Annotated in this window: 19 protein-coding genes and 1 tRNA gene; 15 read left to right on the plus strand and 5 right to left on the minus strand. The window is 65.6% G+C overall.

What is annotated here, in order from left to right:
* Window positions 1-175: 175 nt before the first annotated feature.
* Genes KQ693_RS03675 through KQ693_RS03685 form a run of 3 tightly spaced genes read right to left on the minus strand, consistent with a single transcriptional unit; the run spans window position 176 to window position 3,019 of the window.
* Window positions 176-1,321: an MFS transporter gene (locus tag KQ693_RS03675; RefSeq protein ID WP_219760350.1), complete on the minus strand. Its 1,146-nt coding sequence runs from the start codon at window positions 1,319-1,321 to the stop codon at window positions 176-178.
* A gap of 1 nt (window position 1,322) precedes the next feature.
* A complete protein-coding gene (locus KQ693_RS03680) occupies window positions 1,323-2,135 on the minus strand; it encodes an EamA family transporter (RefSeq protein ID WP_267261948.1) in 813 nt (270 codons plus the stop codon).
* Window positions 2,132-3,019: a DMT family transporter gene (locus tag KQ693_RS03685; protein ID WP_267261949.1), complete on the minus strand. Its 888-nt coding sequence runs from the start codon at window positions 3,017-3,019 to the stop codon at window positions 2,132-2,134. The genes KQ693_RS03680 and KQ693_RS03685 overlap by 4 nt, the downstream gene beginning before the upstream one ends.
* 105 nt (window positions 3,020-3,124) lie before the next feature.
* On the opposite strand from KQ693_RS03685, the gene KQ693_RS03690 reads away from it, so the two are divergent.
* The 9 genes from KQ693_RS03690 to KQ693_RS03730 all read left to right on the plus strand — a co-directional run bounded on the left by KQ693_RS03690 (window position 3,125) and on the right by KQ693_RS03730 (window position 8,893).
* Window positions 3,125-4,252, plus strand: a complete 1,128-nt coding sequence (locus tag KQ693_RS03690) for an NAD(P) transhydrogenase subunit alpha (protein ID WP_015716145.1) — start codon at window positions 3,125-3,127, stop codon at window positions 4,250-4,252.
* Entirely contained in the window at window positions 4,252-4,554 is a 303-nt protein-coding gene (locus KQ693_RS03695) for a proton-translocating transhydrogenase family protein (protein ID WP_008630585.1), read from the plus strand. The genes KQ693_RS03690 and KQ693_RS03695 overlap by 1 nt, the downstream gene beginning before the upstream one ends.
* Window positions 4,554-5,906, plus strand: coding sequence for an NAD(P)(+) transhydrogenase (Re/Si-specific) subunit beta (locus tag KQ693_RS03700; protein WP_267261951.1), 1,353 nt, complete (start codon window positions 4,554-4,556; stop codon window positions 5,904-5,906). Before KQ693_RS03695 ends, KQ693_RS03700 begins: the two co-directional genes overlap by 1 nt.
* An 89-nt stretch (window positions 5,907-5,995) precedes the next feature.
* Window positions 5,996-6,071, plus strand: a tRNA-Asn gene (locus tag KQ693_RS03705).
* A 97-nt stretch (window positions 6,072-6,168) separates the two neighbouring features.
* Complete coding sequence (gene rpsF / locus KQ693_RS03710; protein WP_219759190.1) at window positions 6,169-6,474, plus strand: 30S ribosomal protein S6; 306 nt, start codon at window positions 6,169-6,171, stop codon at window positions 6,472-6,474.
* Window positions 6,475-6,483: 9 nt separating this feature from the next.
* Complete coding sequence (locus tag KQ693_RS03715; protein WP_219759191.1) at window positions 6,484-7,296, plus strand: single-stranded DNA-binding protein; 813 nt, start codon at window positions 6,484-6,486, stop codon at window positions 7,294-7,296.
* Window positions 7,293-7,559 carry a 30S ribosomal protein S18 gene (gene rpsR / locus KQ693_RS03720; protein ID WP_015716149.1) on the plus strand — a complete coding sequence of 89 codons (267 nt, stop codon included), beginning with the start codon at window positions 7,293-7,295 and terminating at the stop codon, window positions 7,557-7,559. The genes KQ693_RS03715 and rpsR overlap by 4 nt, the downstream gene beginning before the upstream one ends.
* Before the next feature lie 9 nt (window positions 7,560-7,568).
* The gene (rplI, locus tag KQ693_RS03725; RefSeq protein WP_219759192.1) at window positions 7,569-8,012 is read left to right on the plus strand and encodes a 50S ribosomal protein L9; all 444 of its coding nucleotides are present in this window, start codon (window positions 7,569-7,571) and stop codon (window positions 8,010-8,012) included.
* A gap of 65 nt (window positions 8,013-8,077) precedes the next feature.
* Window positions 8,078-8,893 carry an SDR family NAD(P)-dependent oxidoreductase gene (locus tag KQ693_RS03730; protein ID WP_219759193.1) on the plus strand — a complete coding sequence of 272 codons (816 nt, stop codon included), beginning with the start codon at window positions 8,078-8,080 and terminating at the stop codon, window positions 8,891-8,893.
* Here KQ693_RS03730 and KQ693_RS03735 read toward each other — a convergent pair.
* Window positions 8,890-9,081, minus strand: coding sequence for a hypothetical protein (locus tag KQ693_RS03735; RefSeq protein ID WP_267261952.1), 192 nt, complete (start codon window positions 9,079-9,081; stop codon window positions 8,890-8,892). The two genes, KQ693_RS03730 and KQ693_RS03735, sit on opposite strands and share 4 nt — an antisense overlap.
* Before the next feature lie 139 nt (window positions 9,082-9,220).
* On the opposite strand from KQ693_RS03735, the gene lipB reads away from it, so the two are divergent.
* Genes lipB through KQ693_RS03765 form a run of 6 tightly spaced genes read left to right on the plus strand, consistent with a single transcriptional unit; the run spans window position 9,221 to window position 13,045 of the window.
* Complete coding sequence (gene lipB, locus KQ693_RS03740) at window positions 9,221-9,883, plus strand: lipoyl(octanoyl) transferase LipB (protein ID WP_267262351.1); 663 nt, start codon at window positions 9,221-9,223, stop codon at window positions 9,881-9,883.
* Window positions 9,867-10,838: a lipoyl synthase gene (lipA, locus tag KQ693_RS03745; RefSeq protein WP_267261953.1), complete on the plus strand. Its 972-nt coding sequence runs from the start codon at window positions 9,867-9,869 to the stop codon at window positions 10,836-10,838. Before lipB ends, lipA begins: the two co-directional genes overlap by 17 nt.
* Window positions 10,839-10,866: 28 nt before the next feature.
* Window positions 10,867-11,238, plus strand: coding sequence for a DUF3054 domain-containing protein (locus KQ693_RS03750; RefSeq protein ID WP_267261954.1), 372 nt, complete (start codon window positions 10,867-10,869; stop codon window positions 11,236-11,238).
* Between the two features lie 9 nt (window positions 11,239-11,247).
* Window positions 11,248-12,117: an NAD(P)-dependent oxidoreductase gene (locus tag KQ693_RS03755; RefSeq protein WP_267261955.1), complete on the plus strand. Its 870-nt coding sequence runs from the start codon at window positions 11,248-11,250 to the stop codon at window positions 12,115-12,117.
* A 2-nt stretch (window positions 12,118-12,119) separates the two neighbouring features.
* Window positions 12,120-12,770: an AzlC family ABC transporter permease gene (locus tag KQ693_RS03760; protein WP_267261956.1), complete on the plus strand. Its 651-nt coding sequence runs from the start codon at window positions 12,120-12,122 to the stop codon at window positions 12,768-12,770.
* Window positions 12,767-13,045 carry a branched-chain amino acid transport gene (locus tag KQ693_RS03765; RefSeq protein ID WP_267261957.1) on the plus strand — a complete coding sequence of 93 codons (279 nt, stop codon included), beginning with the start codon at window positions 12,767-12,769 and terminating at the stop codon, window positions 13,043-13,045. The genes KQ693_RS03760 and KQ693_RS03765 overlap by 4 nt, the downstream gene beginning before the upstream one ends.
* Window positions 13,046-13,097: 52 nt before the next feature.
* Here the strand turns inward: KQ693_RS03765 and lpdA are convergent, their stop codons facing one another.
* Window positions 13,098-14,483 (minus strand): dihydrolipoyl dehydrogenase, encoded by a 1,386-nt coding sequence (gene lpdA / locus KQ693_RS03770; RefSeq protein ID WP_267261958.1) that lies wholly within the window; start codon window positions 14,481-14,483, stop codon window positions 13,098-13,100.

The raw sequence follows: 14,483 nt of genomic DNA on the forward strand, positions 1-14,483 counted from the left end.
CGAGGCCATATAACAAAGTTCGTTCGCCGCCTGCCGGGGAAAATGGAATATACTCCAAGATATCTCAGGACCTAGGAATGGTACCACCCTTTGAGCCCTTGGGAACGCCCGCTCCTTTTCCCGATCCGCTTCCACAAGAACGCCTGGACTGACCGGATGGGGGTCCAGGAGGTTTTCACCCTGAGGTTTTCCCCAAACCGAGAAGGGGGCGGTAAAGGAAAAGAGCCAGAAGAAGAAGGCCAAGAAGGCTGCCGAAGGCGAAGGCGTATCCCAGGGTTCCCACCGCCACCCCCACCCCCCACTGCAACAGGAAGGTGCCCCCAATGCCGAAGAGGTTCACCAAGGTGGTGCCCCGGCCCACCAGGTGAGGGGGCACCAGTTCCCGGGCCTGGGTAAGGGTGAGGATGTTGAAGGCTCCGAAGAATCCCATGAGGGGGTAGGCGAGGGCAAGAAGCTTGAAGAGGGCGAGGAGGAGGCCCAGGGCGAAGAAAAAGGCCGCGCCTACCAGTACCCTGGCGGTGCCTAGGCGGTCGGCCAAGTAGCCGGATACCAAAAAGCCCAGGACCGCACCCCCCGAGTAGAGGAGGAGGAGGTTCCCCACCTTCACCGCCTCGAGGCCCAAGGCGTAGGCGTAGGCCCCAGCCCAGAGGGTTTGCAAGGCCAGGAAGCTTCCCGCAAAGGCCAGGGCCAAAAAGGCCACCCGCAGGAGCCTGGAATTGCCCAGGACTTCCCTTAACCCTCCGCCTCCCCCACCCTTGGGCCAGGGAACCCCAGGGGGGGTGTTCCGCACCCCCAGGTAGATGAGAAGGGCCACCAGGACCACCACCCCTGCCCCCAGGAGGAAGACCCCCCGCCAGCCCATGGCCTCCTTCATGAGGGCCAGGGGGGTGGCCGCCAAAAGCCCCCCTGTGGCCCCCACGCCCACCAGGAGGGTGGAAACGGTGGCGTAGGTCCGGGGGAACCAGAGGCTAAAGGCTTTTAGGGAGCCCATAAGGGCGGCGGCCATCCCCACCCCGATCAGGGCCCGGCCCAGGGCCAGGGTGGGGAAGCCTTGCGCCAGCCCGAAGACCACGCTTCCCAGGGAAGCCACCAGGAGGAGGGCCGGGGTGATGATCCTGGGGCCGTACCGGTCCAGGAGGCTTCCCAGGGGGAGCTGTACCGCGGCGAAGGAGAGGTAGAAGAGGCTGGTCATAAAGCCCAGCTCCGCCGGACCCAGGCCCAGGTCCTGGGACAGGTCCTTGGCCAGCACCGCATTGGCCGACCGGTAGAAGTAGGAGAGGAAGTAGCCTAGGGTGAAGAGGAGAAAAACCCGCGCTGCCATATCACCTCCGGTTCAGAGCCACTCCCAAGAGGATGAGGGTGCCGCCCAGAAAGCCCTCGAGGCTCAGGGTCTCTCCCGCCAGGGGCCAGGCGAAGATCGCCCCGGCCACCGGCTCCAGCATGGCGGTTAGGGTGGCGTTCCGGGCGGGTACCGTGCGCACCCCCAAGAGGAAGAGGCTAAAGGGCACCACCGTGCCCAGGATGACCAGGTAGGCCACCGCCCCCCAGTCCCCTGGGTCCAGGGTCCAAACCCGGGGGAGGTTGCCCATAAGGATGGGGAGGGAGAGGAGGCTTCCCACCCCCGTGGCCACCCCCAGGCTCACCAGGGGTGGGGTCTTGAGCCCATGGGAGAAGGCAGCGTAAAGGGCGAAGGAAAGGGCGGAGAGGAGGCCGTAGGCCACCCCCAGGGGGCTTGCCGTGAAACCCTTGGACCCCACCACCAGCACGTAGGCTCCCAAAAGGGCCACGGCCACCCCCAAAAGGGCCTTGCCGGGAAGCCTTTCCCCCCTTAGGAGGGCGTAGAGGGTGAGGAGGGCAGGGGCCAGGTACTGGAGGAAGATCCCGGTGGCCACGGTGGTGGCGTGGATGGCCAGGTAGTAGAAAGCCTGGGCCCCGGAGAGGGCGAGCCCCACCCGGAGGAGCCGGGGCCACTCCTTGGCGGCCGGGGGAAACCGGAGCACCAGGGGGAGAAGGAGAAAGAAGCTCAGGAGAAAGCGCAAGGGGATGAGGACCGAGGGGGGAATCTCCCCCATGAACCGCCCGGCCAGGGCCCCGCCCAGGCCCCAAAGGAGTGCGGCCAGGGCCACGTAGATCATCGCCGTGCCCCCACTACGGCCATACCCACCCCGATGAGGAGGACCAGGGCTCCCAGGAGCACCTGAACCCCGGGAAGCTCCCCAAAGAGGAGGAAGGCCAGGAGACTTGCCCCCACCGGCTCAAAGAGGATGGCCAGGGTGACCAGGACCGGGGGGATGTGCCGGGTGGCCCAGTTGAAGCTGGTATGGCCCAAAAGCTGCGGCAAAAGGGCCATGAGAAGGATGTAGCCGTAGACCGCGAAGGGATAACCCCCGTACCCTCCGCCAAAGAGGTAGGGAAGAGGAAGGAGGAGGAAAGCTGCGGTGGTGTAGGCTATCCGCACGTACTCCAGAATGGAAAGCCCCCGTCTCTGGGCTTCCCGCCCCAGGAGGAAGTAAAGGGAGGCGGCCACCGCTCCTAGGAGGGCCAGGAGGTCCCCGAGGAGGGGATTGGTTCCCCCACCCCCTTGGGCATCCCCCAGGCCAATCAAAAGCCCTCCCAAAAGGGCTGTTCCAATCCCCAGCAAGGTCAGGCCGGAGGGAATCTCCCGGAAGAAAAGCCAGCCGAAGAGGGTAACCCAGACCGGGTTGGTGGTGACCAAGGCGGTGCTGGCCGCCACAGAGGTATAGGAGAGGGAGGTGATCCAAAGGGCAAAGTGCAGGGCCAGCGAAGCCCCGGCGGCCACCGCATAGGGAAGCCCCCTTCGGCTGGCCAGAGGTCTTCGCCAGCTGGGAAGGAGGAGCAGGGCCGCAAAGCCCATCCGCCCTGCGCTCATCACCAGGCTGAAGGCTAGGCTCCGGTCCCCGGAGGCCGCCAGGGCCAGGCGCACCAGGATGCTGCCGAAGCTGATGGCGAAGATGCCCAGGAGCAGTACGGAGGCGATCTTGAGCCCGGAGGGCCGCATGGAGGCATTCTTCCATAAGGATTCGCTTCTGACCAGTGGGTCACCCTCGAGGGCAAGGACAGATGCCCGTGGCCCCATTGGTATACTGGCGCGGAAGGAGGTCCTATGGTGACCATAGCGGTTCCCAAGGAAAGGGCTCCAGGGGAAAGAAGGGTGGCCCTGGTGCCCGAGGTGGTGGCCCGCCTGGTGAAGCAGGGGGCCAGGGTGCGGGTAGAGAAGGGTGCCGGGGAAGGTGCCTACTACCCCGACACCGCCTACCAGGAAGTTGGGGCAGAGGTGGTGGAGCGAGGAGAGCTCCTGAAGGATGCCAACCTGCTTTTCACTGTTCAGCCGCCTCCTGAAGACCTGATCGGGGCCCTGGAGCCCGGGGCCATCGTGGTGGGGTTTGTCCAGGCCCACAAGAACCTGGACCTGGTGAAGGCCCTGGCCGCGAAAAAGGCCACGGTGATCGCCATGGAGCTCATCCCCCGCATCACCCGGGCCCAGAGCATGGATGCCCTCTCCAGCCAGGCCACGGTGGCGGGGTACCTGGCGGCCATCCACGCCGCAAGGCTATCCCCCCGCTTCTTCCCCATGCTCACCACGGCGGCGGGCACCATCCGCCCCGCCAAGGTGATGGTCATGGGGGTGGGGGTGGCGGGGCTTATGGCCATCGCCACCGCCAAGCGCCTGGGGGCCCAGGTCTTTGCCTACGATGTGCGCAAGGCGGCGGTGGAGCAGGCCCTCTCCCTGGGGGCCAAGCCCATTGAGCTTCCCATCAGCGCGGAAGGGGAGGGCGGCTACGCCCGGGAGCTCACCGAGGAGGAGAAGCGCATCCAGCACGAGGCCCTGCGGGAACACGTGGCGGGGATGGACGCCATCATCACCACCGCCCAGGTGCCAGGCCGTCGGGCCCCCATCCTCCTCACCGAGGACATGGTGGAGCGCCTGAAGCCGGGCACGGTGGTGGTGGACCTGGCGGCGGAAAGCGGGGGTAACTGCGTCCTCACCCAGCCCGGAGAGGTGGTGGAGGTGAAGGGCGTGAGGATCTTTGGCCCCTTGAACCTCCCCAGCGAGCTTTCCGTGCACGCCTCGGAGATGTACGCCAAAAACCTTTTCAACCTTTCCAGCCTGCTCATGGAAAAGGGCGAGTTCGCCCCCAAGTGGGAGGACGAGATCATCCAGGGGGCGCTTCTCATGAAGGAAGGCGAGATCCTGCACGGGCCCACCAAGGCCCTCGTGGGAGGTGCGTGATGGAGTTTGGCTTCTGGTCTGCCCTTTACATCTTCGTGCTCACGGCCTTTTTGGGTTATGAGCTCATCACCCGGGTGCCGGTGATCCTCCACACCCCCTTGATGTCCGGGTCCAACTTCATCCACGGGGTGGTGGTGGTGGGGGCCATGGTGGTCCTGGGGCATGCGGAGACGGGTTTGGAGAAGCTCATCGGCTTCCTGGGGGTCATCCTGGGGGCGGCCAACGCCGCCGGGGGGTATGCGGTTACGGTACGCATGCTGGAGATGTTTGAGAAGAAGCCGGGCAAGGGGGGTGGTCAGTAATGGATCTCATCCAGGCAGCCTACTTCGTGGTGGCCATCCTCTTCATCGTGGGCTTAAAACGCATGGCCCACCCCACCACGGCCAAAAGCGGCATCGTCTGGGCTGGGTGGGGCATGGCCCTAGCGGTTCTGGCCACCTTCTTCTGGCCGGGGATGCAGAACTTTGGCCTCATGCTCATCGCTCTTCTGGTGGGCTCCGTGGTGGCCTGGTGGGCGGCCATCAAGGTGGCCATGACCGACATGCCCCAGATGGTGGCCATCTACAACGGCATGGGTGGGGGTGCGGCCGCCACCATCGCCGCGGTGGAGCTCCTGAAGGGAGCCTTTGAGAACCCGGGCCTCATGGCCTTGGCCATCCTGGGTGGCCTCATCGGGAGCGTGGCCTTCACGGGAAGCCTAATTGCCTTCGCCAAGCTCCAGGGCATCATGAAAAGCCGGCCCATCCTCTTCCCCGGGCAGAAGGTGGTGAACGCCCTGGCGCTCCTCATCACGGTGCTTTTGGGCTTTTCCCTGCTCTGGAACGACCCCACCCTGAGCATCGTGCTCTTCTTCCTCCTGGCCCTCCTTTTCGGTATCCTCATGACCCTGCCCATTGGGGGTGGGGACATGCCGGTGGCCATCAGCTTCTACAACGCCTTCACCGGTATGGCCGTGGGCTTTGAGGGCTTCGCCGTGGGGAACCCGGCCTTGATGGTGGCGGGTACCCTGGTGGGGGCTGCGGGTACCCTCCTCACCGTGCTCATGGCCAGGGCCATGAACCGCTCCGTGTGGAACGTGTTGGTGGGTGGGTTCGGCGTGGAGCAGGAGGCGGGGGAGGTCAAGGGAAGCCTCAAGCCCATCGACGTGGAGGACGCCGCCGTCATGCTGGCCTACGCCAGCAAGGTGGTCTTCGTGCCCGGCTACGGCATGGCCCTCTCCCAGGCCCAGCACAAGGTGAAGGAGCTGGCGGACCTTTTGGAGAGCAAGGGGGTGGAAGTGAAGTTCGCCATCCACCCGGTGGCGGGGCGGATGCCCGGGCACATGAACGTGCTTTTGGCGGAGGCCGGGGTGGAGTACGACAAGCTCAAGGACCTCGAGGAGATCAACCCCGAGTTCCCCACCGTGGACGTGGCGGTGGTCATCGGGGCCAACGACGTGGTGAACCCTGCCGCCCGCCGCCCGGGAAGCCCCCTTTACGGCATGCCCATTCTGGACGTGGACAAGGCCAAGAACGTCATCGTCATCAAGCGGGGCCAGGGCAAGGGCTTCGCCGGGGTGGAGAACGAGCTCTTCTACGCCGACAACACCCGGATGCTCTACGGGGATGCGCAAAACGTTCTCACCCAGCTCACCCAGGCCCTGAAGAAGCTATAGGGGTCCTTGGCCGGACCCCGGGGAAACTCCCCGGGGTTTTCTTCTTGACGCTTCCCCGGGCCTCCTGCTATAGTGCCTAGTGCGGTCGGTCCGCGGTAGCTCAGCAGGTAGAGCGGCCGGCTGTTAACCGGTTGGTCGCAGGTTCGAGTCCTGCCCGCGGAGCCATATGGGGGCCTTAGGGCCCCCTGGGTCTTTTTTTAGGGGAGGCGAAAGGGTATAATCTTAGCTCGTGCGGCCTGCCGGGCCCGGAGAGGAGGTGTAGATGCGCAAGTACGAGGTGAACATCATCCTGAGCCCCAACCTGGACCAGAGCCAGCTCGCCCTGGAGAAAGAGATCATCGGGAAGGCCCTCGAGGCCTTCGGCGCCCGGGTGGAAAAGGTGGAGGAATGGGGCATGCGCCGCCTGGCCTACCCCATCGCCAAGGACACCCAGGGCTACTTCCTCTGGTACCAGGTGGAGATGCCCGGAGACCGGGTGAACGACCTGGCCCGGGAGCTTCGCCTGCGCGATAACGTGCGCCGGGTCATGGTGGTGAAAACCCAGGAGCCCCTCCTCACCAAGGCGTAGACTGTTCCCATGGCAAGAGGCCTGAACCGCGTTTTCCTTATCGGTACCCTTACCGCCCGTCCGGACATGCGCTACACCCCGGGGGGTATGGCCATTCTGGACCTGAACCTGGCGGGCCAGGATGCCCTCTTGGATGCCTCCGGCCAGGAGCGGGAGGTGCCCTGGTACCACCGGGTGCGCCTTTTGGGCCGGCAGGCGGAGATGTGGGGGGACATCCTGGAAAGGGGGCAGCTGATTTTTGTAGAAGGCCGGCTGGAGTACCGGCAGTGGGAGCGGGAAGGGGAGAAGCGGAGCGAGGTTCAGATCCGGGCGGATTTCATCGACCCCTTGGAGGGACGGGGCCGCGAGACCCTCGAGGACGCCCGGGGCCAGCCCAGGCTCCGCCACGCCCTAAACCAGGTGATCCTCATGGGCAACCTCACCCGCGATCCCGATCTGCGCTACACTCCCCAGGGGACGGCGGTGGTCCGGCTGGGCTTAGCCATCAACGAGCGCCGCCCGGGCCAGGGGCCGGACGGGGAGAGGACCCACTTCATAGAGGTTCAGGCCTGGCGCGACCTGGCCGAGTGGGCCGGGGAACTCAAGCGGGGCGAGGGGCTTTTGGTAATCGGCCGTTTGGTGAACGACTCCTGGACGAGCTCCACCGGGGAGAGGCGCTTCCAGACCCGTGTGGAAGCCCTCAGGTTGGAGCGACCCACCCGTGGGCCTGAAAGGACCGGCGGAAGCAGGCCCCAAGAGCCAGAGCGCTCTGTCCAGACGGGTGGGGTGGACATCGACGAAGGACTGGAAGACTTCCCGCCGGAGGAGGATTTGCCGTTTTGAGCACGAAGAACGCTAAACCCAAGAAGGAGGCGCAGAAGCGCCCTTCCAGGAAGGCCAAGGTCAAGGCCAGCCTGGGGGAGTTTGACCTTAAGGATTACCGCAACGTGGAGGTGCTGAAGCGGTTCCTGTCGGAGACGGGGAAGATCCTTCCCCGCCGCCGCACGGGGCTTACCGCCAAGGAGCAGCGCATCCTGGCCCGCACCATCAAGCGGGCGAGGATTCTGGGGCTTCTTCCCTTCACGGAGAAGCTGGTGCGCAAATAGGGGGTGGACATGAAGGTCATCCTGCTTGAACCCCTGGAGAACCTGGGCGATGTGGGCCAGGTGGTGAACGTGAAGCCCGGCTACGCCAGGAACTACCTCCTGCCCCGGGGCCTGGCGGTCTTGGCCACGGAGAGCAACCTGAAGGCCCTCGAGGCCAAGATCCGCGCCCAGGCCAAGCGCCTGGCGGAGAGGAAGGCGGAGGCGGAGAGGCTTAAGGAGATCCTGGAGAACCTCACTCTCACCATTCCGGTGCGGGCGGGGGAGACCAAAATCTACGGCTCCGTGACCGCCAAGGACGTCGCCGAGGCCCTTTCGCGCCAGCACGGCATCACCATTGATCCCAAGCGCCTGGTGCTGGAAAAGCCCATCAAGGAGCTGGGGGAGTACGTCCTCACCTACAAGCCCCACCCCGAGGTGCCGATCGCCTTGAAGGTGGGCGTGGTGGCCCAGTAGGGGCCTGGGGATCCGGCAGGCTGCCTTGGGACCCCTGGGAAGCCAGGGGTCCTTAAGCTTTTCCTATGGGGGCTGTGCTCATCACGGGAGCGGGTAGCGGCATCGGCCTGGCCACGGCCCGGTTCCTGGCGGAAAAGGGTTTTCGGGTCTATGGCGGGGTGCGCAAATCCGAGGATGCAAAGGCCCTTCGCGCCCTGGGGGTGGTGCCCCTTTTTCTGGATGTAACCCAGGAGGAAAGCCTTGTGCAGGCCAGGAGGCTTCTGGAGGAGGAGGGGTTGGAGGGACTGGTGGCCAATGCGGGAATTGCCGTGGCGGGGCCCTTGGAGCTTATTCCCCCTTCCGTCTTCCGCCAGGTGCTGGAGGTGAACGTCCTCGGGGCCTTTGCCACGGTGAGGACCTTTTTGCCCCTTCTTCGAAAGAGCCGGGGGCGGGTGGTGCTCATGGGCTCGGTTTCCGGCCTGGTGGCCCTGCCCCTGGCGGGACCCTACGCCGCCAGCAAGTTCGCCCTCGAGGCCCTGGCGGATGCCCTGAGGGTGGAGCTCCTTCCCTTTGGGGTGAGGGTGGTCTTGATGGAACCGGGGCCTGTGGCCACCCCCATCTGGGAACGTTCGGAACGCTGGGCGGAAACCTACTTGGAACCGCCTCCCCCCGGTACGGAAAGGGTGTACGGCCGCTACCTGGAGGTGGCCCGCAGGGCGGCCCGGGCCAGCGCCAGAAGGGGCCTGCCCCCCGAGAGGGTGGCGGAGGTGGTGCTTAAGGCCCTCCAAGACCCAAGGCCCAGGGCCCGCTACCTGGTGGCCCCTAAGGGGTGGCAGACCCTTCTCCTCCGCCGCCTCCCTGAGGCCTTACGGGACCGGCTCCTGGCCCGCTTTCTGGCCTAGGCCAGCTCCAGGCTCACCAGAAGGATCAGGTGGCCCTCCTGCCGCTTCAGGATGCCCTCGAGGCTCCGTACGGGAAGGTGCTTGCGGAAAACCGCCAGCACCTCATTCATGAGCCCCTCCGCCAGCCCAGGGTCCAAGGCCTCGGGGTCAAGCTCCAAAAGCATCTCCAGCCGGGTTTCCAAGTCCATGCCCCTAGCCTAGGTCCCTGGGGTCAGAGGCTGGTCAGGGCTACCTTGCAGGGCAATCATGCTTGCGCAAGCCAGCGAAGCTGGGCCCGGTGAGGCCCGATACTTTAAGGGAGCTTCCCCCTGGCGTATGCTTAGGGACGTGGAGTTTCTGGTGGAGGACCTGGGCCTTTTGCCCTACTCCCAAGCCTGGGAGTACCAGAAAAAGGTGCACAAGGAGGTGGTGCGGGGTGAGCGCCCTCCCACCCTGCTGCTTTTGGAGCATCCCCGGGTCATCACCCTGGGGAGAAAGGCCACGGGGGAGAACCTCCTTTTTCCCGAAAGCTGGTACCGGGAAAACGGCTTTGAGGTCTACTGGGTGGAGCGGGGTGGGGACGTTACCTACCATGGGCCCGGGCAGCTGGTGGGCTACCCCATCTTTCCCGTGGGCCGGGAGGTGCGCCGCTTCCTTCGGCAGATAGAGGAGGCCATCGTCAAGGTGGCGGCCTCCTATGGTCTGAAGGCCTACCCCACCCCGGGGTACGCGGGGGTCTGGGTGGGGGAGGACAAGCTCTGCGCCATCGGGGTGGCGGTGAAGGAGGAGGTGAGCTTCCACGGCTTTGCCCTCAACGTGAACACCGACTTAAACGACTTCTCCGTCATCATCCCCTGCGGGCTAAAGGGGAAAGGGGTTACCTCCCTGGAGCGGCTTTTGGGCCGCAAGGTTCCCATGCCGGAGGTGAAGGACAAAGTGGTGCGGGCCTTCGCCGAGGTTTTCGGAATGGAGCCCCGTGTAAAGGAGGATCATCGTGAAGCCCAAGTTTGAAACCGTGGAGCTCCTTGCCCCCACCGGGGAGGTGGTGGAGCTCAAGGTGGTGAAGCACGGCCTAGCCCAGGCCCGGCCCGAGCCTGTGGACCGGAATAAGCCCGCCTGGCTCAGGGCCACCCTGCCCACGGGGGCCAAGTACCAGGCCCTGAAGGCCACGGTGAACGAGCTCAAGCTCCACACCGTCTGCCAGGAGGCCCTCTGCCCCAACGTGGGGGAGTGCTGGAGCCACGGCACTCTTACGGTGATGATCCTGGGAAGCATCTGCACCCGGGCCTGCAAGTTCTGCGCCGTGGATACGGGAAACCCCAGAGGCATTGTGGACCCGGAGGAGCCCCGTAGGGTGGCCGAGGCCATTGCCCGGCTCCATATCCGCTACGTGGTCCTCACCAGCGTGGACCGGGACGACCTTCCCGATGGCGGGGCGGCCCACTTCGCCGCCACCATCCGGGCCATCAAGGAGAAGGCCCCTGGGGTCTTGGTAGAGGCCCTCACCCCCGACTTCCAGGGGGACCTGAAAGCGGTGGAGACGGTTTTGGATGCGGGTCCGGAGGTCTACGCCCAGAACCTGGAGACCGTGCGCCGCCTTACCCCCAGGGTGAGGGACCCCCGGGCGGGGTACGACCAGACCCTTAGGGTCCTGGCCCATGCCAAGCGCTATCGGCCCGAGGTCCTCACCAAAAGCAGCCTCATGCTGGGCCTGGGGGAAACGGAGGAGGAGATCCTCGAGGCCATGCGGGACCTGAGGGCGGCCGGGGTGGATATCCTCACCCTGGGCCAGTACCTGCGCCCCACCCCCGCCCACCTGCCCGTGGAGCGCTACGTGCCCCCGGAGGACTTCAAGCGCTACGAGGCCTGGGGGTACCAGCTGGGCTTCCGGGAGGTCTTCGCCGGGCCTTTGGTGCGGAGTTCCTACCGGGCGGATAAGGTCTTCCTGGAGGCTTCAAAGAAGTAGGGGGCCTTCCACCTGGTAGGCTAAGGCCATGACCGGAGGCCGCACCGCTGGCATGTCCCTTTTTCTTCTGGACCTCTTGGCCCTTCTCCTCTTTGCCGGAGCTGGGCTTCTTTCCCACGGGCTTCCCATCACCCTGGGGGGCCTCGCTCGGAACGTGCTTCCCGTGCTTTTCGTGTGGCTATTGCTTTCCCCTTTTCTGGGAACCTACCGCCAGCCCACCTGGAAAAACCTCCTCCTCACCTGGGCCATTGCCTTCCCCGCGGGGCTTTGGCTTAGGCAGATGGTCCTGGGCGGGAGCTTTGGGGTGGGGTTTTTCGTCTTCCTGGGCGTAGCCATGGCCTTTGGCCTTCTCTTCCTCCTCCTTTTCCGGGGCCTCGCCAAGCTTGTAAAGGTCTGGTAAAAAGGGAGCATGGAGAAGCTGGCCTTCCTCGGTCTTGGGGCCATGGGCTACCCCATGGCCGGCCATCTGGCCAAGAGGTTTCCCACCCTGGTCTGGAACCGCACCTTCGCCAAGGCCTTAAAGCACCAGGAGGAGTTCGGTTCCAAGGCCGTGCCCCTGGAGAGGGTGGCGGAGGCCCAGGTGATCTTCACCTGCCTGCCCACCACCAAGGAGGTGGGGGAGGTGGCGGAGGCCCTTTGGCCCCACCTGAGGCCCGGCACCTACTGGGTGGACGCCACCAGCGGGGAACCCGAGGGAAGCCGCAAGCTGGCGGAGCGCCTTTGGGAAAAGGGCGTGGTTTACCTGGATGCCCCGGTCTCCGGTGGGACCGTCGGGGCGGAAAAGGGTACCCTCACGGTGATGATGGGGGGGCCCGAGGAGGCAGTGGAGAGGGTGAAGCCCTACCTGGCCTACGCCGCCAAGGTGGTCCACGTGGGGCCCGTGGGGGCGGGGCATGCGGTGAAGGCCATCAACAACGCCCTCTTGGCGGTGAACCTCTGGGCGGCGGGGGAAGGACTCCTCGCCTTGGTGCGGCAAGGGGTTTCCGCGGAGAAGGCCCTCGAGGTCATCAACGCCTCCAGCGGCCGCTCTAACGCCACGGAGAACCTGATTCCCCAAAGGGTTGTCACCCGGGCCTTCCCCAAGACCTTCGCCCTGGGCCTCCTGGTGAAGGACCTGGGGATCGCCATGGGAGTTTTGGATGGGGAAAAAGCCCCAAGCCCCCTGCTTCGCCTCACCCGGGAGGTGTACGAGATGGCCAAAAGGGAGCTGGGCCCGGAGGCCGACCACGTGGAGGCCTTGAAGCTTTTGGAGCGCTGGGGCGGGACGGAGATCCGCTAGGGATGGGGGAAGGCCTGCGGGCCGCCTGGCCCATCGCCCTGGGCTACTTCCCCGTGGCCGTGGCCTTTGGCGCCTTGGGGGCCCAGGCGGGGCTTGGCTACCTTTGGATCCAGCTCACCTCCCTTCTGGTCTTCGCCGGGGCCAGCCAGTTCGCCCTGGTGGGGCTTCTGGCCCAGGGGGTGCCGCCCCTTTTGGCGGCCTCCCTGGGCCTTCTCCTTAACCTGCGCCACGCCTTCTACGGCCCGGCCCTGAGGCCCTACTTGAAAGGAGGCCCCCTGGAGGCCTTTTTCCTCACCGACGAGGTCTTCGCCCTGGCCTTAAGGACGCTTCCCGGCCTTTCCCCGGAAAAGAGGCGGGGCTACTTCCTGGGCCTGGGTTTGGGAGCGTACCTTTCCTGGAACCTGGGCACTGCTCTCGGGGCCTTGGGGGCCAAGGGGCTTCTGGCCTGGCCCCGCCTGGGGGAGGCCCTTGCCTTTGCCCTTCCCGCCCTTTTTCTCCTCCTGGCCCTGCCCCACCTGCGGAACCCAGCGGCCCTTCTGGCGGGGGGAGTGGCCCTGGGGTTTCACCTCCTGGGCCAGACGGCCTGGGGTCTATTCCTGGCAGGGGTGGTGGGGCTCCTTTGGAAGGAGCCCTGGAAAGGGAGGAGGGCATGACCCTGGCCCTTCTCCTTCTGGCTTTGGGCACCTTTCTCCTCCGCTTTCTGCCCTGGCGGGGGGAAAAAAGCCTGAAGGCGGGCCAGGCAGGGCCCGCCTTGGTGGTGGCCCTTTTCCTGGTCTCCGCCTTTAGCCCGCCTCCTTCTTCCGAGTGGGTCCGGGCGGCCTTGGCCCTTCTTGGCACCTATCTGGGGCTTAGGCTCACCGGGAACCTGGGCGTGGCCGTCTTCCTGGGGGCAGGGTTTTACGGGCTCCTCGGGGCCCTGGGCTTTTAAGGGCCCGGTGGGGCAGAAGCCCCACCGGGAACTCCCAAGGAACCTGGTTGGGTCAACGGTTCAGGATGTGGATGGCCTGTTTGTGGAGGGCTTCCGCCGCCTCCATGAGGCCCTCGGAGAGGGTGGGGTGGGGGTGGATGGTGAGGCCCAGGTCGGAAACCGTGGCCCCCATCTCCAGGGCCAAGGTGGCCTCGGCGATGAGCTCCCCCGCCTGAGGGCCCACCACGAAGACCCCGAGGAGGAGGTCGGTTTCCGCATCCCCCACCACCTTCACCAGGCCCTCCGCCCCACCCAGGGTAAGGGCCCGGCCGCTGGCGGAAAAGGGAAACTTCCCCACCTTGACCTTATACCCCGCCTTCTTTGCCTCCTCCTCCGTGAGCCCCACCCCGGCCCATTCGGGGCCGGTGTAGACCACGCTGGGCACCTGGAAGTCGAAGAGGGCGTTCTTGCCGGCGGCGTTTTCGGCGGCCACCAGGCCCTCCTTCATGGCCTTGTGGGCAAGGAGGGGGGGCCTGGCCACATCCCCGATGGCGTAGACCCCGGGGGCCGAGGTTTCCATGCGGGCGTTTACCTGGATGAAGCCCCGTTCGTCCACCCTCACCCCAGCCTTTTCCAGGCCGAGCCCTTCCGTGCGGGGCCTGCGGCCCACCGCCACCAGGATTTTGTCCACCACGATCTCCTCCTGGCTGCCTCCCTGGGCGGCCTCGAGGAGCACGTGGAGGCCGTCCTGCTTCTTCTCGTAACCCACCGCCTTGGTGCCCGTGCGTACCTTAAGGCCTTCCTTCTCCAGGGCCCTGCGCAGGAGGGCGGCGGTTTCCCTGTCGCCTGCGGGGAGGATCTCCGGCATGTATTCGATCAGGGTCACCTCCGAGCCCAGGCGGTGGTAGATCTGGCCAAGCTCGAGCCCCACCGCCCCGCCCCCGATCACCAAAAGGCGCTTGGGGATGCCCTCTTCCACCCTTAGGGCCCGGGTGGAGTCCCACACGTCCTCCCCGAAGGGAAAGCCCTTTAAGGGCATGGGCTCGCTTCCCGTGGCGATGATGAGGCTTTTCGCCCCATAGGCCTCGCCGTTTACCTCGATCTCCTTGGGTCCCCTGAAGCGAGCGAAGCCCCGCAAAAGCTCCACCTTGTTGCCCTTTAAAAGCCCGGCCACGCCCCCGGTGAGCTTCTTCACCACGCCATCCCGCCAGGCGCCGAGCTTGTTGAAATCCAGTTCGGGCTTGGCCTTCAGGCCAAAGCCCTCGGCCCCCTTGAGGTGGTGTACGGTTTCCGCGGCGTGCAAAAGCGCCTTGGTGGGGATGCACCCCACGTTCAGGCACACGCCCCCCACCTCGGCAGCCTCCACCGCCAGAACCTTAAGCCCGAGCTGGGCTCCCCGGATGGCGGCGTGGTAGCCGCCGGGTCCGGTGCCGATCACGATGAGGTCGTAGGTCTTCAT

Source organism: Thermus brevis, assembly GCF_026427635.1.
GTDB lineage: Bacteria > Deinococcota > Deinococci > Deinococcales > Thermaceae > Thermus > Thermus antranikianii.